This window comes from Vibrio ouci, from assembly GCF_004551525.1.
GTDB classification, from domain to species: domain Bacteria; phylum Pseudomonadota; class Gammaproteobacteria; order Enterobacterales; family Vibrionaceae; genus Vibrio; species Vibrio ouci.
Map to the genome: position 1 here is coordinate 112,598 of NZ_SATR01000003.1, position 19,871 is coordinate 132,468.

A 19,871-nucleotide genomic window follows, 5' to 3' on the forward strand; every position below is an offset into this window, starting at 1 on the left:
TTTTTTGCTCAGATTCAAATACTAGTCAAAACAAAGAATTTAAAGGAAATAAAAGATGGCTGCTAAAGACGTTAAATTTGGTAACGACGCACGCGTAAAAATGCTTGAAGGTGTAAACGTTCTGGCTGACGCTGTAAAAGTAACACTAGGTCCTAAAGGCCGTAACGTAGTTCTAGACAAATCTTTCGGTGCACCAACTATCACTAAAGATGGTGTATCTGTAGCGCGCGAAATCGAACTTGAAGACAAGTTCCAAAACATGGGCGCGCAAATGGTTAAAGAAGTAGCGTCTCAAGCAAATGACGCTGCGGGTGACGGTACAACTACAGCAACAGTACTTGCTCAAGCTATCGTTAACGAAGGCCTTAAAGCAGTAGCTGCGGGTATGAACCCAATGGATCTTAAGCGTGGCATCGATAAAGCGGTGGTTGCCGCTGTTGAAGAGCTAAAAGCGCTATCTGTACCATGTGCTGACACAAAAGCGATTGCACAGGTGGGTACTATCTCTGCGAACTCTGACGCAACAGTAGGTAACATTATCGCTGAAGCGATGGAAAAAGTAGGTCGTGATGGCGTTATTACTGTTGAAGAAGGTCAGGCTCTACAAGATGAGCTAGACGTAGTAGAAGGTATGCAGTTCGATCGCGGTTACCTATCTCCTTACTTCATCAACAACCAAGAAGCTGGCTCTGTTGATCTAGAAAGCCCGTTCATCCTACTAATTGATAAGAAAGTATCGAACATCCGCGAACTTCTTCCTACTTTGGAAGCGGTAGCTAAAGCATCTCGCCCACTTCTAATCATCGCTGAAGATGTAGAAGGCGAAGCGCTAGCGACTCTAGTTGTGAACAACATGCGTGGTATCGTGAAAGTAGCCGCTGTTAAAGCTCCTGGTTTTGGTGACCGTCGTAAAGCAATGCTACAAGACATCGCTATCCTAACTGGCGGTACAGTGATTTCTGAAGAGATCGGTCTAGAGCTAGAGAAAGTTGTTTTAGAAGACCTAGGTCAAGCTAAGCGCGTAACTATCACTAAAGAAAATTCAACTATCATCGATGGTGCGGGTGAAGAAGCAATGATCCAAGGTCGTGTTGCTCAAATCCGTCAGCAAATCGAAGATGCGACTTCAGATTACGACAAAGAGAAACTACAAGAGCGCGTAGCTAAGCTAGCTGGCGGTGTTGCAGTAATCAAAGTTGGTGCAGCAACTGAAGTTGAAATGAAAGAGAAGAAAGACCGCGTAGAAGACGCACTTCACGCAACTCGCGCAGCGGTTGAAGAAGGTGTAGTTGCTGGTGGTGGCGTAGCACTTATTCGCGCAGCATCTAAAGTTGCTAACCTTGAAGGTGACAACGAAGAACAAAATGTTGGTATCCGCGTCGCACTACGTGCAATGGAAGCGCCAATCCGTCAAATCACTAAAAACGCAGGTGATGAAGAGTCTGTTGTTGCTAACAATGTTCGCGCAGGCGACGGTAACTATGGTTACAACGCGGCAACTGGTGTGTACGGTGATATGATCGAGATGGGTATCCTAGATCCAACTAAAGTAACTCGCTCTGCACTTCAATTTGCAGCATCAGTAGCGGGTCTTATGATCACAACTGAAGCTATGGTTACTGACCTTCCAGCTAAAGACGCTCCTGCAATGCCTGATATGGGTGGCATGGGCGGTATGGGCGGTATGATGTAATCATCCCTCTCGCTATTCATAGTGAAATTAAAAACGGAGACTTCGGTCTCCGTTTTTGTATCTGCTAGTTAGCTCCGTAGGTGCTGATGCACGTAGTCTCGAATAAACGGCACTACTTCCGCTTCAAACCATGGATTCTTCTTTAACCATAATGTGTTTCTTGGTGAAGGGTGGGGGAGTGGTAAATAATTTGGTGCCCAGCGCTGCCATTGCTGCACGGTTTCAGTTAGCGTCTTGGGCTTGTCGCTCAAATAATAGTTTTGCGCATACTGGCCAATCAGTAACGTCATACCGACATTAGGTAATTGTTCTAATACCGCTTGATGCCATTTAGGGGCGCACTCTTTTCTTGGCGGTAAGTCACCGCTTTTCCCTTTACCCGGATAGCACAAGCCCATTGGCATAATAGCTACCTGATTGGAGTCATAAAATGTCTCTTTATCGAGCTCTAGCCACTCTCTTAACCTGTTACCGCTTGGGTCATTCCAAGGGATTGAAGTTTCATGGACACGAGTTCCAGGAGCTTGGCCGATAATCAATAACTTTGCAGATTCAGAAGCTTGTATGACCGGGTTAGCACCAAGGGGCAAGTTCTCTTCACACAATCGGCAAGCTCTTACTTGCTGCAGTAAATCATCCAACATATCTCTTTCTCGGCACTAGTAGCCTTTATCCAAATCCACAGTGTTAATTAAACCAAACCCATCTCGCCAGCGTTGGTAGTTTTCCGCAAAGATATCCACCACCTGCTCAGGAAAGCTGAGGGCAGCGATATGCGGTGTGATGGTGATATTCGGGTGTTGCCAATAAGGATGTGAATTATCTAATGGCTCTTGCTCAAACACATCGAGGAAAGCGTGACTAATAGAGCCGGATTCCAGTGACTCCAGTAGCCCTTGTTGCTCAATTGCGCCGCCGCGACCAACGTTGAACAGTAGCGCACCTTTACAGTGCGATAAGCTGTCGCTATTTAAAATATGTTGGGTTTCAGGCGTGTTGGGTAATGTGTTGACGACTATATCCGCTTGTTCCAAGGCGGTAGCTAACTCTTGAATATGGTAAGTCGACTCAAATGGCGAACCCTTGCTTGGAATTCCACTGCGATTAATACCAATCGGCACAATGAAAAACGCTTTAGCCGCATTGGCCAGATAGGCTCCAATTGACCCTGTACCTAGAATCACCATCTTTTTACCTGCCAGTGACTGATAAGGCTTTGGTGACCAAGCCTTTTGTGTTTGTTGCTGGTGGTAATAAGTAAAGTGGCGATAGTGCTCAATGGTATAGCCCAGTACGTATTCTGAGATTTGTTGGCCGAAGATGCCTTTAACATTGGTCAACTCACCAGAAAAGCTCTCTAAATGTGGAACAAGCGCGTCGACGCCAGCGTAGATAGATTGCACCCATTCGACATTAGGAAATTCGTCAAAGCACTTTGCCGCTAAGGGTGGGGAAGCTAAAAGAATCGTCGCTTGTTCCTTATCAGAGGTGATTTCTATATCAGGTAACGTCAGTTGCTCTAATAGCGCGAGGTAATATGGATTATCTTCAGTGAGTAGATACAACTTATGAGTGAAATTGTTCATCGCCTTGCTTTTTTCCCTGCTGGTTATCAAGTACACTTTCGCTGTCTAATTCAGCAACTAGGTCAACAGACCCTAAGAGTCTCTATGCTACAGAATCCTCTTCAGCTTCGTCTTGAGAAGTTAGAACCATGGAAACAGATTACCTTTATGGCGAGTCTGTGTGAACGTATGTACCCAAACTATGCGATGTTTTGTGATAGCACAGAGTTTGCGCAGGCGCGTGTTTACCGCGATGTGTTGGATAGCATCTGGGAGCAGCTTACTGTTAAAACGGCCAAAGTGAACTTTGAACGCCAACTAGAAAAGCTTGAAGAGATCATTCCAAGTTCTGAAGACTTTGACTTTTACGGTGTGTACCCTGCGATTGATGCGTGTGTGTCGCTCTCTCACTTGTTACATGGTCTGTTAGACCGTGATTACCTTTTTGAGAACATGCATAAAGTGAGTCAGCAATCGGTAATGACGGTTGCTCAACTTGAAGAAGCTCAAACAGGTGAAGAAATCACTAACGAAAACCAAAAGCAAAACGAAGCTGTGTGCGGAGAGTGGGATGTTCAGTGGGCTATCTTCCGTCCTCTACGTGAAGCTGAAGAGCGTGATATTGACCTGATTAAAGACTTGCGTGCTGAGCTGCGTGATGAAGGCGTAAGTAATATCGGTATTAGTCTGTAAAGCCGTTTTAAAATAAAGGGAGCCGAGGCTCCCTTTATTGTATCTATGATTTATTCTCTTTTGAGTCATCTGTGTTTGAAGGCTTTTCTTGCTCTTCATCGTCATCATCGCGATTTTCGATAACGCCGTGTTTTTCTTTCCACTTTTCCCAGCGGTCAAAAGCGAGCTCTTGCATGTCGGTAGTGCGGTCAGCTTCGTCGACAATCTCTTCACCAACTAGGTGCTCAAACACGTCCTCTAGAGTCAAGATGCCTTGAATTGTACCGTACTCGTCGACCACCATGGCTAGTTGCAGGCGGTTGGCCATCATTTGCTCAAATGCTTTTGGTAGCGCAATCGTATTGAACAGCACGTGCACTGGGCGCATCACCGCACCAAGTTGCTTCTCACCACAACCAGCTTGCTGAAGCTTAAATAGCTCTAAGCGGTGGACAAAACCAATGATATTGTCTGTTGATTGGCTGTAAACCAGTGGGCGTGAAAAGGGCGTATCTTTATGTTTATCCAGAAACTCGTTAATCGTCATCTCTGCATCGACACGGAATACCACTGGACGAGGCGTCATTACCTGGGTAACAGGCACATCTTGAATACCTAGCAGGTTGTTGAGGATCTTAGATTCACCTTCCGCGAACTCACCACTCTCTTTAGCCAAAATTGCCATTGCAGACAGTTCATCACGCATTTTTGGTGCTTCATGGCCACGAGCTAAGCGCTTAGTGATCTGCTCTGAGAACCATACAAATGGTGTAAGTGCCCATACCATCCAACGTAATGTGGTTGCAGCCATTGGCGCAAGCTGACGCCAGTACGTCGCGCCGATGGTTTTCGGTACGATTTCCGATAGTACCAAAATACCCAGTGTTAATACGCCAGAGAATACGCCAAGCCATTCGCTACCGAATACTACCGCAGCCTGTGCACCTGCTGTCGCCGCACCAATTGTGTGAGCGATGGTGTTAAGGGTAAGGATCGAAGCCAGTGGTCGGTCGATATCTGTTTTTAACTTTGCCAAAGAGTCAGCCGCAGGGTGACCTTGCTGACGCAATTGAGCGATATAACTTGGTGAGATACTCAGAAGAACCGCTTCTAAGACGGAGCAGATAAACGATACGCCAATCGCAACAGAGACGTATATAGTTAGCAACAACATAAGTGTCCTATGTAGGTTTATCTCCACCATAAACTTTGCATGAAAAGTCTGACTTTTCGAACCTGTGCATGATTACAGTGGACATTTTGTATTCGCTTTAAGCCCCGCACTATCAGGCTTTACGGACTTTCGCTGATGTATAAATAAGGCCAAATGAGGTTAAAAACAAGTATTAACTGATCCTTCCAGAGTAACAAATTGTGAGTTAATACTCAGAATACGGTTAAAAGTACGTCATGAAAGCGAAAGATCGCTTACAAACCTTTGCCAGATGGGGCATTTATGATTTAGAGTGAGTTGAATTCGATAACATATGAGAAGGGAAACCTAATGAACAAGACCCAATTAATCGACTTTATCGCAGAGAAAGCAGATCTATCTAAAGCACAAGCTAAAGCTGCTCTTGAAGCTACTCTTGAAGGTGTGACTGGCGCACTAAAAGAGGGTGACCAGGTTCAACTAATTGGTTTTGGTACATTCAAAGTTAACCACCGTGCAGCACGTACTGGCCGTAACCCTAAAACTGGTGACGAGATCCAAATCGCTGCAGCGAACGTTCCTGCATTCGTAGCAGGTAAAGCACTGAAAGACGCAGTAAAATAATTAAATACTGATTTCAGAGTTTTACACTCTAGATTGTATATAATACGCCAAGGTAGTCTTTCCTATCTTGGCGTATATTTGTTTTATGACTATGAAAAAAATACTTCTTCCTTCACTAATCGCTTCTTTGCTTATCGGTTGCTCATCGAGTGTACCGACGCCAAACCTTGATCAGTTCTCCAATTATACTGGTGGACAGACGATGGGCGATGCGACCAGTTTATATTGGTATACGGAGCGTCTGACCTTCCCTTATACGGCTGCTGATTATGTCGCAGCTGGCGATTATGGTTGGTATAAAACCGACTACCGCTGGGATGAGGGTGAGTTGCGAGAACTGATTCGTGAAGGTGAACAGCTTAAAGATACCGAGCTAGTGCCATATCGCATTCATGTGCGCTTTAATAAAGACGGCGATGCGATCTATCAGCAACATAGGCTAGATGGGCGAGTGTTGCCGCTTACGGCGGATAAAATTGCTTGGTTAAAGCAAGAAGCGCTCAACATTGCTGATATTGCCAAGCAGCAAAGCAATAATGGCACGAGACTCATTCAAGGCTACTGGGATGGAACCAGCTTCGATGCGTGTAATGGTAAGAGCTACGAGCAGGTGGAGTTCAATGAGACCTTGCCAAGCTTTGTTGTGAGCCGTTTATCATCGGTCGATAGCTATGCGGCGTTTATTGGTTCAACACGCAGCAATAAAGTAGTCGTTAATGAGCTGCTCATGTTATCTGATGACAGTCATGATTGTATTGAGCGTCCAAGCTTAATTGAAGAGTAAGCTTAGGCTTTAACAGATAAACAAAAGGCGCTCATTGAGCGCCTTTTTACTTCTAGTCAGTTAGCCAAACTGAAATTGTTATTTATTTCTCTTGCTCACGTGCAATCGCGCGGTAGCCGATGTCGTTGCGGTGGAACATACCATTCCAGCTGACCTGCTTAGCCAGTGTGTAAGCTTTCTCTTGCGCTTCTGAGACGCTATTACCTAGTGCTGTTGCACACAGTACACGACCGCCGTTAGTCACAACTTCACCCGCAGCGTTATTCGCGGTACCAGCGTGGAAGATTTTCTGATCGTCAGCTTGTTCAGTTGGTAGTGAAATTACATCGCCTTTTGCGTAGTCAGCAGGGTAACCGCCAGCCGCTAGGACAACGCCAATAGATGCGCGCGGATCCCATTTAGACTCTGCTTCATCTAGCTTCTCGTCGATCGCCATTAGACATAGCTCAACAAGGTCAGACTCCATACGCATCATGATAGGTTGTGTTTCCGGGTCACCGAAGCGGCAGTTGTACTCGATAACTTTCGGCGTGCCATCTTTGTCGATCATAAGACCTGCGTATAGGAAACCTGTGTATGGGTGGCCTTCAGCGTCCATACCGCGCACGGTAGGGTAGATAACTTCTTCAAGAATACGCTCGTGGATTTCAGGTGTAACAACAGGAGCAGGAGAATAAGCACCCATGCCGCCAGTGTTAGGGCCTGTATCTTTGTCGCCGACACGTTTGTGGTCTTGGCTGGTGGCCATTGGTAGAACGCTTTGACCATCGACCATCACGATGAAGCTCGCTTCTTCACCCTCTAGGAACTCTTCGATAACAACGCGGCTGCCAGCTTCGCCAAATGCGTTGCCCGCTAGCATGTCTTTGATTGCGTCTTCTGCTTCTTCTAGAGTCATCGCAACAATCACGCCTTTACCCGCAGCAAGACCGTCAGCTTTCACTACGATAGGAGCACCTTGCTCGCGAACGTAAGCTAGAGCAGGTTCAATCTCAGTGAAGTTTGCGTAAGCGCCTGTTGGGATCTTGTGGCGCGCAAGGAAGTCTTTGGTGAATGCTTTTGAGCCTTCTAGCTGCGCAGCCGCTTCTGTTGGACCAAAGATTGGCAGACCTGCTTCGCGGAAAGCATCAACCACACCGATTACTAGCGGCGCTTCAGGGCCAACAATCGTTAGCTCAATTTTCTTCTCTTGAGCGAAAGCAACCAGTTCAGAGATTGCTTCAACGCCGATGTTTACGTTCTCAAGCTTTGGCTCAAGCGCTGTACCTGCATTACCAGGTGCCACAAATACTGTCTCAACATTTGGGTTTTGTGCAGCTTTCCAGCCTAGTGCATGCTCACGACCGCCGGCACCGATGATAAGTACGTTCATTTTAAATCCTTCAATCAAATTGCTTAGCTTCGAGTATCGAGTAGAGAGCTTCGAGTGATTGCTGTTGACCGTACTCGTTGCTCTCGACTCTGCGCGAAGCGCTCTCGTATCTCTCTAATGACGGAAGTGACGCATTCCCGTAAAGATCATCGCCATACCATGTTCATCTGCAGCTGCGATAACTTCGTCATCACGCATAGAGCCGCCTGGTTGGATAACACACTTGATGCCTGCTTCTGCAGCCGCGTCGATACCGTCACGGAATGGGAAGAATGCATCAGATGCCATTACACAGCCTTCAACCTGTAGACCTTCGTCTGCAGCTTTGATACCTGCAATCTTCGCTGAGTACACACGGCTCATTTGGCCAGCACCAACACCGATAGTCATGTCGCCTTTCGAGTAAACAATCGCGTTTGATTTCACGTATTTCGCTACTTTCCAGCAGAATAGGGCGTCTTTTAGCTCTTCTGCTGTAGGCTGGCGCTTAGACACGACTTTAAGGTCATCTAGGCTAACCATGCCTTGGTCACGGTCTTGAACCAGTAGGCCGCCGTTAACGCGTTTAACATCAAAGCCAGTCGTCTTAGTTGTCCATTCACCACACTCTAGTAGGCGAACGTTCTTCTTAGCTGCTACCACTTCAATTGCTTCAGCTGATACAGAAGGGGCGATGATGACTTCAACAAATTGGCGCTCAACGATAGCTGTTGCTGTTTCAGCGTCTAGCTCTTGGTTGAAGGCAATGATGCCGCCAAACGCTGATGTTGGGTCTGTTTTGTATGCACGGTCGTAAGCTTCTAGGATGTTGCTACCTAGTGCTACGCCACATGGGTTCGCGTGTTTAACAATGACACATGCCGGCTCGTCGAACTCTTTCACACACTCAAGTGCTGCGTCAGTGTCAGCGATGTTGTTGTAAGAAAGCGCTTTGCCTTGGATTTGGCGAGCAGTAGAAACAGATGCTTCTTCAGGGTTCGCTTCAACGTAGAAAGCGGCTGCTTGGTGGCTGTTCTCACCGTAGCGCATGTCTTGCTTTTTCTCGAACTGCTGGTTGAACGTGCGAGGGAATTTGCTCTCTTCGTCACCCTCTTTGTTCTCACCGTAAGATGGAACCATAGTGCCGAAGTAGTTAGCGATCATGCCATCGTAAGAAGCTGTGTGCTCAAATGCTGCGATAGCTAGGTCAAAGCGAGTGTCTAGAGTAAGAGACTTGTCGTTTGCGTCCATTTCCTCGATAACGCGGTCGTAATCATGAGCGTTAACCACGATAGTCACATCTTTGTGGTTTTTTGCAGCAGAACGAACCATAGTTGGACCACCGATATCGATGTTCTCAACCGCGTCAGCTAGCGTACAACCTTCTTTTGCTACCGTTTCTGCGAATGGGTATAGGTTTACCACAACCATGTCGATTGGGTTGATGCCGTGCGTTTCCATCACTTCATCATCTTGACCACGACGACCTAGAACACCACCGTGTACTTTAGGGTGAAGAGTCTTAACGCGACCGTCCATCATTTCAGGGAAACCAGTGTAGTCTGATACCTCAGTTACAGAGATGCCTTTTTCTGCTAGTAGGCGAGCCGTACCACCAGTTGATAGAATATCAACGCCACGGTTAGCTAGAGCTTGTGCAAACTCAACAATACCAGTTTTGTCTGATACGCTGATTAGAGCGCGGCGAATAGGACGAGCGTTAGTCATGCTTCAATTCCTCAAAGTCACAGAGTTAATATGAAAGATAAAGATATTTGCCAAAAATGAACTTGTTTCTACTATTGCTATGTTTAGCTGAGCAGAATATTGGCCAGTTTTGGTAAAGACCTTTCCAGTAAATACTGGTGATAGAATAGTCTCTGAGTTTGATGGCGCACATTCTAACTAATTTATTACAAAAAAGCTCGCGCAATCGTTTGGCATCGCAAAATTAATTGCAAAAAGCTTGTCTTTATCGGTAAAAAGTAACGAAATAGTTAATAGGAAAAGTTATGTTTCAGATTGGAGAACTGGCAAAACGCTGTAATGTGACCGCAGATACACTGCGATTTTACGAGAAAAACCAGTTAATCAAGCCAGCAGGTCGCAGTGAGTCAGGTTATCGTCTTTATAATGAAGAGAACCAAAAACAAGTCAGCTTTATTCTCAAAGCCAAAGACCTTGGGCTGAGCCTCGATGAGATTCGTGAACTATTGAGTATCAAACTCGAAGCGACAGAGCATAGCTGCGCTGAGGTGAAGGCCATTACCAGTGCCAAGCTTGGCGTCATAGATGAAAAAATTAACGAGCTGACACGAATACGTACCGCGCTAAAGAAAATCAATGACGCTTGCTGTGGCCATGACAACGATGATGCCAGCCATTGTTCCATTTTAGCCGCACTAGAGAGTGAGCGTAGTTCGTGTAAGGCCCATCGTTAATTGAGTGTTTCACTGAGCGATTTGTCACTGAGTAGTGACGATATTTTAGACATTGGCTGCATATCTCTTGCAGCCACTCCTACCTATGACAATCTAAGATTGCATTATTACCGCTAGGCTTGATTAGGTTTTACTTATACCCGTGCCTATAATCCCCTCCTTTGGTCGACAGCATAAAAATCCAACGGCTGCATATTCGTAGCAAAGCATTTTTAATTTACGAGCTGAGAGTTTCAAATGGTCGGAATGTACTTTCAAATCAACGATTGGGTCTTAAGCGTTGATGAAAATAAGCTATATCGCCAAGATAGGGAAGTTTCGGTTGAGCCAAGATTAATTAACTTATTGCTGTTTCTAGCTCAGCATGTTGGCGAAGTATTTTGTCGCGAAGAGCTAATTGAGCATGTGTGGTCTGGAGCGATTGTGACAGATCAAGTCGTCACTCAATCTATCTTTGAACTGAGAAAATTACTCAAAGATGGCCGTGAAGATAACATTCACTATGTGGTGACAGTACCTAAACGTGGCTACAAGCTAGTGGCGAATGTTGAGTCTCTCGAGCGTTTGCCGCTGGGCAAAGGGAAAGCATCAGATGTGATGCCCACAACCGACTATGACGAACCAGTGTATGGTATTGGTTCGCCAGAGATGACATTTCCGGCAGGGCCATTGACGCGAGCGGTATGTCAAAAGCGTCGCAGTGGTTATTTCACCCTGAACTCTCGTGGTAAACACAATGCTCTTAATGCCCTGTGGATTAGTCTACTGATCGCATTTATTGCGATTTTTACCTACCATCAAACCGGGGTGAAGATTACTCAGGCGATTGATGCGCATTTGATTGAATTTCAATATCAGGAAGGCTTTAACAATAGCCAGTTGAGCCACGAGCTGGCGGATGGGATCACGCAAAAGCTGATGTCAGACATTACTCAAGTGAGTTCCTATCGAGTGCAATTGGATAAAGCTGATTTCACCTCAGGTATTTTACCGGGCAAAACTATCTCTGTACGGGTAGAGGATGAAAATGGTAGCGAGTTTTTAGTCGTCGAATACCGCAATAACTCCTCTGAGAAGGTGATCTTTAGTCGCCAGTACCCACTTGCGAGCCAGCATTTGAAGGTAATTTTACGTCAGGTTGCAGTGGACCTAATGAAGGCGATGAAAATCCCTCAGCCAGAGCAGAAATCTAACGTGTTAGTCGCAGGATTGCCTAACGATGCACAAGCGTTGCGATTGTTGATTCAAGCCAATCACTATTTAAATCAATCGGATGCTAAACAGTTCATCCATGGCGTGGATCTGTTAGAACAAGTGGTACAAATCGAGCCTGATAATTTGTATGTTCAAGCTGAACTCTACATTTCCTACTTTGTCGCACAAGCGCTCGAACCTGAGCAGGAATTGAATCAGTCACGGGTTAATGCCTTGAGTCAAAACTTGCAGGCCAGTCGCTCTAGATTAGCCTCGCCAGTACAGCCGAGAATCTATGAGGCTTTGGCGCTGGATGCAACTTTAAGTAATCATATGGATCTTGCTAAGCGTTATTTAGATCAGGCGTTAGCGACGAGAGACTCGACCTTGTCATATATCTTGCTTGGCAAACATGCAGAGTTGATGGGGGATTTGGACCAAGCCAGTGAAGCTTACAGTGAAGCTTTCTATATCGACACTGCTATTGAGACTTACATGTTGTGTGAGAACCTGATCTTTTACAGTAACTTGAAGTCATTGGATTACGCCCTCTACCGTGCAGTTCATCCATCGGTGGTCCATTTACTCTAGATAGACAGTACTTTAAATCAAGCCCTCGCACTCTGCGGGGGCTTTTTTGTCTCACCTAGCCCAATTGGTGTTGCCGCCATCCTTTCCATAAATGCATCAATGACTCGAACGGCTAGCGGGTTGTAATGATGAAGCTAAAAGCCGCCATGACATTCTCAGTAGGGAAGGGTTGAGAAGCGAATGAGTGGCCGTTATCCAATAGCCGAGCACAGATTGATAAGTTGATTTTTTTATAATGCACTTCGGATAGGATTTGGGTTTCTCTAGTAATGCCTTGTAAATAAAGAGTTTTTACTTAATTTGTTGTCAGGTTTATATCAACTTTATGATGGTTTCATCATCATTTTATTAATAACTTCACCATTATTTCTTTTAGCTTTTTTGAGCGTAGTCTGCACGGCAAATCGAGTGAGATATTGCAGGCTAGCTTGTGATGACATCTCACTAAGTCGCAGATTGAGCGTTTGAGCTCGTAGAAAAACTTGGAGACGTTATGTCATCAACGACAAAGAAAATCGGTGTGATTGCCTGTACGGGCGTTGTCGCCGGCAACATGATGGGCAGTGGTATTGCTCTGTTGCCATCTAGCCTAGCTACGGTGGGCTCTATTTCACTATTTAGTTGGATGATTTGTATTACTGGCGCACTGAGTTTAGCGTTCGTGTTTGCCAGACTGGCAACCAAAAACCCACAAGAGGGTGGGCCTATCGCATATGCTGGTGAAGTCTCTCCGGTGTTTGGCTTCCAAACGGGCGTACTTTATTACCACGCTAACTGGATTGGTAACCTAGCGATTGCCATTACCGGTGTTTCATACCTTTCTGTTTTCTTCCCAATCCTCAATCACCCAATTCCAGCCGGTATCGCCACTATTGCTGCAGTTTGGGCGTTTACCTTAGTAAACCTGCTTGGTGGTAGCTGGGTAAGCCGCCTATGTACCCTTGGTCTTGTTTTGATCTTAATCCCTGTGCTTGGCACCGCATTCGTCGGTTGGACCCACTTTGATCCAGCCTTGTATCAACAAAACTGGAATGTTTCGGCAGGGACAGATAGCCATGCGATTATCACTGCTGTACTGATTTGCCTGTGGTCATTTGTTGGCGTTGAATCGGCAGCGGTATCGTCAGGTATGGTTGAAAACCCTAAACGCACGGTACCTTTAGCTACCATGCTAGGTACTGGTATTGCCGGGGTGATTTACATCATCTCAACCCAGATGATCAGCGGCATGTTCCCAGCTTCTGAAGTCGCTGCGTCTGGTGCTCCATTCGCATTGGCCACCACAGAGCTGTTTGGTAGTTGGACTGCACCTTTTGTTGCAGCGTTCACTGCTCTGGCATGTTTCACTTCTCTAGGCTCATGGATGATGCTGGTTGGCGAAGCGGGTAAACGTGCTGCCAATGATGGTAACTTCCCTAAAATCTATGGTGAAGCAGACAAAAATGGTGTGCCTAAAAAAGGTCTTATTCTCGCTTCAATTAAAATGACAGTGCTAATGGTGGTTTTGACTGTATTTAGTTCTAAAACTGCTCATACGGCAGACTTGTTCAATCAATTAACCACTGATGCGGTATTGCTGACTATGCTGCCTTACTTCTACTCAAGCATTAACTTAATCCGCTTTGAAGGAATGACAACGCGTAACGGTTTTGTGATGTTCTTCTCTGGTATCGCATGTGTGTTCTGCATGATTGCTCTTGCTGGCGCAGAAGGCACCACACTTACCGCGACCTTCATCATGTCTTTAGTCATCTTGATGTTCTACAGCAAAAAAGCAGGCCTGACTCAATATGTCGAACTGCATGCTAATGACCAAGCGGCTCCTGCAAGCCATTAATTTATCGCGTCAGTCGCTACTGAACTGACAACCCTAATACCCCAACGGCGCTCATCTTACTCATTGTCTTAATTGACAAAGAGCGCCCTTTTTCGTCTTGGAGATTTCCAAATGAATATATTTGCCATCTTGAACCACATGGGCGTGTTCTTTAAAGAAGAGCCTGTACGTCAACTTCACCAAGCACTAGAGCAATCTGGCTACCAAGTTGTTTATCCTGTCGATGATAAAGACTTGATTAAAATGCTGGAAATGAACCCACGTATTTGTGGTGTGTTATTTGACTGGGACAAGTACTCACTCGACCTATGTCGTGAAATCAACCAACTGAATGAGAAACTGCCGGTTTACGCTTTTGCCAACGACCAATCCACCTTAGATATTAGCTTGACCGACTTACGCCTTAACGTGCATTTCTTCGAGTATGCGCTAGGCATGGCTAACGATATTGCGATTAAGATTAATCAAGCGACCGAAGAGTACAAATCGGCGATCATGCCGCCATTTACCAAAGCGCTATTTAAGTATGTGGATGAAGGTAAATACACCTTCTGTACTCCTGGCCATATGGGTGGCACTGCGTTCCAAAAAAGCCCTGCGGGTAGCATCTTCTACGATTTCTACGGGCCAAATACCTTCAAGGCGGACGTGTCTATCTCGATGCCAGAATTAGGCTCGCTGCTCGATCACTCTGGTCCACACAAACAGGCGGAAGAGTATATTGCCCATACCTTCAATGCCGATAGTTCTTACATCGTTACTAATGGTACTTCGACCTCAAACAAGATCGTTGGCATGTACTCAGCACCAGCGGGCAGTACCGTGTTGGTTGACCGCAACTGTCATAAGTCACTGACTCACTTAATGATGATGTGCGATGTCACGCCTATTTACTTCCGTCCGACGCGTAACGCTTACGGGATCTTGGGTGGCATTCCACAAAGTGAGTTTAGCCGCGAAGTGATTGCTGACAAAGTGGCGACGACTCCGGGAGCATCTGCGCCAAGCTACGCGGTGATTACGAACTCTACCTATGATGGTTTGCTCTACAACACTCAGTTCATTAAAGAGTCGTTAGATTGTAAGCATATCCATTTTGATAGCGCATGGGTCCCATACACTAACTTTAACCCAATTTACCAAGGTAAGTGTGGTATGAGTGGTGAAGCGATGCCGGGTAAAGTGTTCTATGAAACTCAATCGACTCATAAGCTGCTGGCGGCATTCTCTCAGGCATCAATGATTCATATTAAAGGTGACTTCGACAAGGAATCGTTTAATGAAGCCTTTATGATGCATACCTCAACGTCGCCACAATACGGTATTGTCGCGTCGACTGAGACAGCAGCGGCGATGATGCGTGGCAACACTGGACGTCGCTTGATGCAAAGCTCGATTGATCGTGCAGTACGCTTCCGTAAAGAGATTAAACGCCTTAAAGCAGAAAGTGATAGCTGGTTCTTTGATGTTTGGCAGCCGGACAATATCGACACCACTGAGTGTTGGATGCTTGACCCGAAAGAGACATGGCACGGCTTCAAAGATATCGACAGTGACCACATGTACCTTGATCCAATCAAGATTACGCTACTGACTCCAGGGATGAGTGAAGAGGGTGAGCTAGAGCAAAGCGGCATTCCTGCAACACTAGTGGCTAAGTTCCTTGATGAGCGCGGTATCGTGGTTGAGAAAACGGGTCCATATAACTTACTGTTCCTATTCTCGATTGGTATCGATAAGTCTAAAGCGATGCAATTGTTACGCGGATTAACTGAGTTCAAACGCGGCTACGATTTGAACCTGACTGTGCGTAATATGTTGCCGTCACTCTACCAGGAGGACCCGCACTTCTACGAAGGTATGCGCGTGCAAGATCTTGCTCAAGGTATTCATGACTTAACTAAGAAATATCGCCTACCTGAACTGATGTTCAAAGCGTTCGATGTCCTACCCGAAATGAAGGTGACACCACATAAAGCATGGCAGCAAGAGCTAAGTGGCAATGTGGAAGAGATCCAACTGAATGATATGGTTGGCCGCACTAGTGCCAATATGATTTTGCCATACCCTCCAGGTGTGCCTTTGGTGCTACCAGGTGAAATGGTGACGGACAGCTCTCGTCCAGTATTGGATTTCTTAGAGATGCTGTGTGAGATTGGCGCTCATTACCCAGGTTTTGAAACCGATATCCATGGCCTATACCGCCAGCGTGATGGCAGCTACACAGTGAAAGTCCTTAAAGATTAATTTCGCTAGCCAACTTGCAACCTAATTCGACAGCTCAATCCCCTCAAGCATAAGTCGGACAAAAGATAAGGACTCTGTCCTTATCTTTTTTTATTTTTGTTCGCGGAAAATGTCGGTCTATGGCTGACTGAGTGAGGGCTATGAAGCGCGGCGGATGTTGGCCTTGAGCTCAGTGCTTGGTTGGATCTCTGGCAGGTTATGATAATAAATCGTCACCTGATTGCGGCCTGTTTGCTTGGAGTAGTACATTGCTTTATCTGCTTGAACCAAAAGCTCCTTAACAGAAGAGACTTGGCTATTGAGCTCTGCAATACCGATGCTTACCGTTGGATAGATAATATGTCCATCAACATGACATGGCGTCGCTTCAATCGATTGGCGAATTCGCTCTGCAATGTCGTATGCCTGAATGGCATTGGTACGACTCAATACAATGCCGAACTCTTCTCCACCTAAACGACCAATAAAGTCACTGGAACGAATTAAATCTTGGCAGATGTGAGCAACTTGGGTGATCACCTCATCACCCGAAAGGTGGCCTACTTGATCGTTAATCTCTTTAAAGTGGTCAATATCGAGCATTAAACAGGACAACAGAGACGGGGCAGGCTTATTGAACTCACACTCAAGGCCATGAATAAAGGCGCGGCGGTTTAAAATTCCCGTCAGTTCATCGGTCTCGGCCAGTCTTTTTAGTTCTGTTTCATGCAAGTGAGATTGTGTTATCTCTCTATCTTGCCACAGCACATAACGCTTGCCATTGGAAAGAGTGATTGGCTTAAACGTCGCTTCAAACCAGCGCTCTTCGACCTCTCCCCATTGCTGTAAGGCTTCAATCGACAGTTGTAGCAGTTGGCTTGGGTTGAGTGAATAGCGGAAGCTACAGCGCTGTCCTTTGGCTAAAGCGAACTCAAAACTGTTGGTTAGCTGGTGGGTGATAACACTAGGTGCACGTTCATAGAAAGGTTGCTGTTCGCAAGTCTGGTAGCTAATACAGCTTTGGCTATCTTCGCTAAAGCTATCAACTACATAGCCTTGTTCGTTGATAACGATCAGACGATCTGGCAGCTCTTTGAGTAGCAAGCCAAGCCATTCTTCTCTTTGCATATCAACCATGTAGATGAGCCCAGACCGAAACGTAATTGATTATTATATCGCTACATTGGCAGTGTGCAATCGCAATGGATCACAGAATGGTGAATATTTGTTCGCCTGACATTGCTGGTAACAATATATCAAGCAATAAAAAGCCGGGCTCACAAATGTGAGCCCGGCTTTGGAAATCAAGAATTCGAATGAACGATTAGTTCATACCGTATTTCTTAAGTTTCTTGCGAAGAGTACCGCGGTTGATACCCATCATAGTTGCTGCGCGAGTTTGGTTACCGCGAGTGTACTGCATGATAGTATCTAGTAGTGGCTGTTCAACTTCAGCTAGAACTAATTCGTATAGTTCTGTTACTTCTTGGCCGTTTAGTTGAGCCAAGTAGTTTTTAAGAGATGCTTTAACAGAGTCACGCAAAGGCTTTTGAGTAATCTGGTCTTGTGACGTTACTGTAGTTACTGTTAATGCTTCTGAAGTCAGATTTTGTTCGAACATATTCGGTCTAGCTCTTCTCTTAATTATGATGCAACGTTTACCCGTCATATTTGAAGCCGTAGCTTCAACTATTCAGGCTTTATCAAAATACTCTTCTAACGCTTCAAGTTGCAGCTCAGCTGCGTCGATGGCGTTGAAGGTACGGCGAAACTCACTTGCTTGCTCATGCTCTTTTAGGTACCAACCAACGTGCTTACGCGCGATACGTGGACCTAAATACTCTCCATAGAAACTATGTAGGGCATTCACATGACCAAGCAGGATGTCTTTCACTTCCGAATACGGAAGATCAGGCATCGTGGTGCCGTTTTCCAAAAAGTGTTGGATTTCCTGGAAAATCCACGGACGACCTTGGGCAGGGCGTCCAATCATCAAAGCGTCTGCCCCAGTGTACTCTAGGACAAATTTAGCTTTCTCTGGGCTATCGATATCACCGTTAGCAATAACCGGAATAGAGATCGCTTGTTTTACCGCTTTAATGCTGTCGTATTCGGCCTTACCTTTGTACATACACGCTTTAGTACGCCCATGAAGGGCCAAAGCTTGTATGCCGCAGTCTTCGGCTAATTTAGCGATTTGGACGCAGTTTTTATTGTCTGTGTCCCAGCCAGTACGGGTTTTCAATGTCACAGGGACATCCACGGCGTTCACTACAGCTTGCAGAATATCTTTAATGATATCTGGATACTGTAGCAGCGCTGAGCCGGCTAGCTTCTTATTCACTTTCTTTGCTGGACAGCCCATGTTGATGTCGATGATTTGCGCACCGTTTTCAACACTAAACTGAGCAGCGTCGGCCATAAGCTGTGGATCGGCTCCCGCAATCTGTACAGAGCGAATGCCCGATTCGCCTTCATGCACCATGCGTTGCTTCGACTTTGACGTTTTCCATAGCTTTGGGTTTGACGACATCATTTCACTGACAGCCATCCCAGCACCATAGCGGAGGCACAACTCACGGAATGGTCTATCCGTCACGCCAGCCATTGGGGCAACGATGAGATTGTTCTTAAGTTGGTGGTTTCCGATTTTCAAAACGTCTTCACAGCTTAGTACCAGCAAGGGCGCGCATTTTACGCATTTTTTTGCGCTGTGAAAAGACTAATATTTGAGCATTTACAAATTGTTTTCGCAAAATGCCCAAAAATCAGTCAATTAGCTCGCAAAGTCTTATCTAGCCTTGCTTGCGACCAGAGATGCGACACCATTCACTTTGCTCTTTGATAGGATCAATGTGAAGCTCGTCACGGTAGTAGTTAGCAACATCTTCAGCTTGCGTATCCAGTACACCAGACATCGCCAGCTCACCATTTGGCTTAACCAGAGATTTAATAATTGATGAAAGATCGCGCAGTGGGCCAGCCAGAATGTTGGCTACCACAACGTCAGCAATTAGACCTTCAGGTTGGTCTTGAGGTAGGAAAACTTCAAGTTGGTCAGCAACACCGTTACGCTCGGCATTGTCTTTTGATGCCAGCAGTGCCTGAGGATCAATGTCGATCCCGATAACTTTTTCAGCGCCCAGTTTGATCGCGGCGATCGCCAAGATGCCAGAGCCACAGCCAAAGTCGATGACGGTTTTACCACTAAGATCTAAACCTTCTAGCCACTCAAGACATAGCGCGGTTGTTGGGTGAGTACCGGTACCAAACGCAAGGCCTGGGTCTAGCATCACGTTGACTGCGTCAGGCTCAGGGATTTCGCGCCAGCTTGGGCAAATCCATAGACGCTCACCGAACTTCATTGGGTGGAAGTTATCCATCCATTCGCGTTCCCAGTCTTTATCTTCAAGCTGCTCAACTTTGTAAGCAAAGCCTTCAGGAAGCAAGCCACTAAGCTTGGTTTGCTCAATGATAAAGTTGCTGTCCGCTTCTGCGTCATACAGCGCTAGGATATCCGTATCACCCCAAAGACGAGTTTCACCCGGTAGAGGTTCAAATACAGGCGTATCGTGAGCATCTAAAAAGGTGACAGAAAGTGCGCCAGTTTCTTCCATAAGCATATCGCCGATCTGCTCAGCGTTTTCATTGGTCGCATTGAGTTTGATTTGAATCCAAGGCATGAGTATGAGCTCTTTACATTGATTGATGTGATTTGGCGCAGAGTTTAGCAGAAAACG

17 protein-coding genes are annotated in these 19,871 nt (G+C 45.9%); 8 read left to right on the forward strand and 9 right to left on the reverse strand.

The window, feature by feature from the left end; translation table 11 throughout:
• The first annotated feature begins 55 nt into the window (after window positions 1-55).
• Window positions 56-1,693: a chaperonin GroEL gene (gene groL, locus ELS82_RS03395; protein ID WP_134834237.1), complete on the forward strand. Its 1,638-nt coding sequence runs from the start codon at window positions 56-58 to the stop codon at window positions 1,691-1,693.
• Between the two features lie 68 nt (window positions 1,694-1,761).
• On the opposite strand, the gene ELS82_RS03400 is transcribed toward groL, so the two are convergent.
• Both ELS82_RS03400 and ELS82_RS03405 read right to left on the reverse strand, forming a co-directional pair.
• A complete protein-coding gene (locus ELS82_RS03400; RefSeq protein WP_134834238.1) occupies window positions 1,762-2,337 on the reverse strand; it encodes a uracil-DNA glycosylase family protein in 576 nt (191 codons plus the stop codon).
• A gap of 15 nt (window positions 2,338-2,352) precedes the next feature.
• Complete coding sequence (locus ELS82_RS03405; protein ID WP_134834239.1) at window positions 2,353-3,279, reverse strand: D-2-hydroxyacid dehydrogenase; 927 nt, start codon at window positions 3,277-3,279, stop codon at window positions 2,353-2,355.
• An 84-nt stretch (window positions 3,280-3,363) separates the two neighbouring features.
• On the opposite strand from ELS82_RS03405, the gene ELS82_RS03410 reads away from it, so the two are divergent.
• Window positions 3,364-3,951: a YjaG family protein gene (locus ELS82_RS03410; RefSeq protein ID WP_134834310.1), complete on the forward strand. Its 588-nt coding sequence runs from the start codon at window positions 3,364-3,366 to the stop codon at window positions 3,949-3,951.
• 43 nt (window positions 3,952-3,994) lie between these two features.
• Here ELS82_RS03410 and ELS82_RS03415 read toward each other — a convergent pair whose 3' ends face one another.
• Complete coding sequence (locus ELS82_RS03415) at window positions 3,995-5,104, reverse strand: CNNM domain-containing protein (protein ID WP_134834240.1); 1,110 nt, start codon at window positions 5,102-5,104, stop codon at window positions 3,995-3,997.
• A 330-nt stretch (window positions 5,105-5,434) separates the two neighbouring features.
• Here ELS82_RS03415 and hupA point away from each other — a divergent pair, with 330 nt between their 5' ends.
• On the forward strand, window positions 5,435-5,707 hold the full coding sequence (hupA, locus tag ELS82_RS03420; RefSeq protein ID WP_004410720.1) for a nucleoid-associated protein HU-alpha: 273 nt from the start codon (window positions 5,435-5,437) through the stop codon (window positions 5,705-5,707).
• Window positions 5,708-5,798: 91 nt separating this feature from the next.
• Window positions 5,799-6,491 (forward strand): DUF1481 domain-containing protein, encoded by a 693-nt coding sequence (locus ELS82_RS03425; protein WP_208733131.1) that lies wholly within the window; start codon window positions 5,799-5,801, stop codon window positions 6,489-6,491.
• An 82-nt stretch (window positions 6,492-6,573) separates the two neighbouring features.
• On the opposite strand, the gene purD is transcribed toward ELS82_RS03425, so the two are convergent.
• Complete coding sequence (gene purD / locus ELS82_RS03430; RefSeq protein WP_134834241.1) at window positions 6,574-7,863, reverse strand: phosphoribosylamine--glycine ligase; 1,290 nt, start codon at window positions 7,861-7,863, stop codon at window positions 6,574-6,576.
• Window positions 7,864-7,977: 114 nt separating this feature from the next.
• Window positions 7,978-9,570: a bifunctional phosphoribosylaminoimidazolecarboxamide formyltransferase/IMP cyclohydrolase gene (gene purH / locus ELS82_RS03435; RefSeq protein WP_134834242.1), complete on the reverse strand. Its 1,593-nt coding sequence runs from the start codon at window positions 9,568-9,570 to the stop codon at window positions 7,978-7,980.
• 284 nt (window positions 9,571-9,854) lie between these two features.
• Here purH and zntR point away from each other — a divergent pair, with 284 nt between their 5' ends.
• From zntR to ELS82_RS03460, 4 genes are all read left to right on the forward strand, one after another.
• Complete coding sequence (gene zntR / locus ELS82_RS03445) at window positions 9,855-10,283, forward strand: Zn(2+)-responsive transcriptional regulator (RefSeq protein ID WP_134834243.1); 429 nt, start codon at window positions 9,855-9,857, stop codon at window positions 10,281-10,283.
• 237 nt (window positions 10,284-10,520) lie between these two features.
• Window positions 10,521-12,068 (forward strand): lysine decarboxylation/transport transcriptional activator CadC, encoded by a 1,548-nt coding sequence (cadC, locus tag ELS82_RS03450; RefSeq protein WP_134834244.1) that lies wholly within the window; start codon window positions 10,521-10,523, stop codon window positions 12,066-12,068.
• A gap of 493 nt (window positions 12,069-12,561) precedes the next feature.
• Complete coding sequence (cadB, locus tag ELS82_RS03455; protein ID WP_134834245.1) at window positions 12,562-13,905, forward strand: cadaverine/lysine antiporter; 1,344 nt, start codon at window positions 12,562-12,564, stop codon at window positions 13,903-13,905.
• Window positions 13,906-14,016: 111 nt separating this feature from the next.
• Window positions 14,017-16,152 carry a lysine decarboxylase CadA gene (locus ELS82_RS03460; RefSeq protein WP_134834246.1) on the forward strand — a complete coding sequence of 712 codons (2,136 nt, stop codon included), beginning with the start codon at window positions 14,017-14,019 and terminating at the stop codon, window positions 16,150-16,152.
• A gap of 138 nt (window positions 16,153-16,290) precedes the next feature.
• On the opposite strand, the gene ELS82_RS03465 is transcribed toward ELS82_RS03460, so the two are convergent.
• The 4 genes from ELS82_RS03465 to prmA all read right to left on the reverse strand — a co-directional run bounded on the left by ELS82_RS03465 (window position 16,291) and on the right by prmA (window position 19,814).
• The gene (locus tag ELS82_RS03465; RefSeq protein ID WP_134834247.1) at window positions 16,291-17,268 is read right to left on the reverse strand and encodes a GGDEF domain-containing protein; all 978 of its coding nucleotides are present in this window, start codon (window positions 17,266-17,268) and stop codon (window positions 16,291-16,293) included.
• Window positions 17,269-17,455: 187 nt separating this feature from the next.
• The gene (gene fis / locus ELS82_RS03470) at window positions 17,456-17,752 is read right to left on the reverse strand and encodes a DNA-binding transcriptional regulator Fis (protein ID WP_000462885.1); all 297 of its coding nucleotides are present in this window, start codon (window positions 17,750-17,752) and stop codon (window positions 17,456-17,458) included.
• A gap of 72 nt (window positions 17,753-17,824) precedes the next feature.
• Complete coding sequence (gene dusB / locus ELS82_RS03475; RefSeq protein ID WP_167489214.1) at window positions 17,825-18,787, reverse strand: tRNA dihydrouridine synthase DusB; 963 nt, start codon at window positions 18,785-18,787, stop codon at window positions 17,825-17,827.
• A 139-nt stretch (window positions 18,788-18,926) separates the two neighbouring features.
• Entirely contained in the window at window positions 18,927-19,814 is an 888-nt protein-coding gene (gene prmA / locus ELS82_RS03480) for a 50S ribosomal protein L11 methyltransferase (RefSeq protein ID WP_134834249.1), read from the reverse strand.
• Window positions 19,815-19,871: the final 57 nt, after the last annotated feature.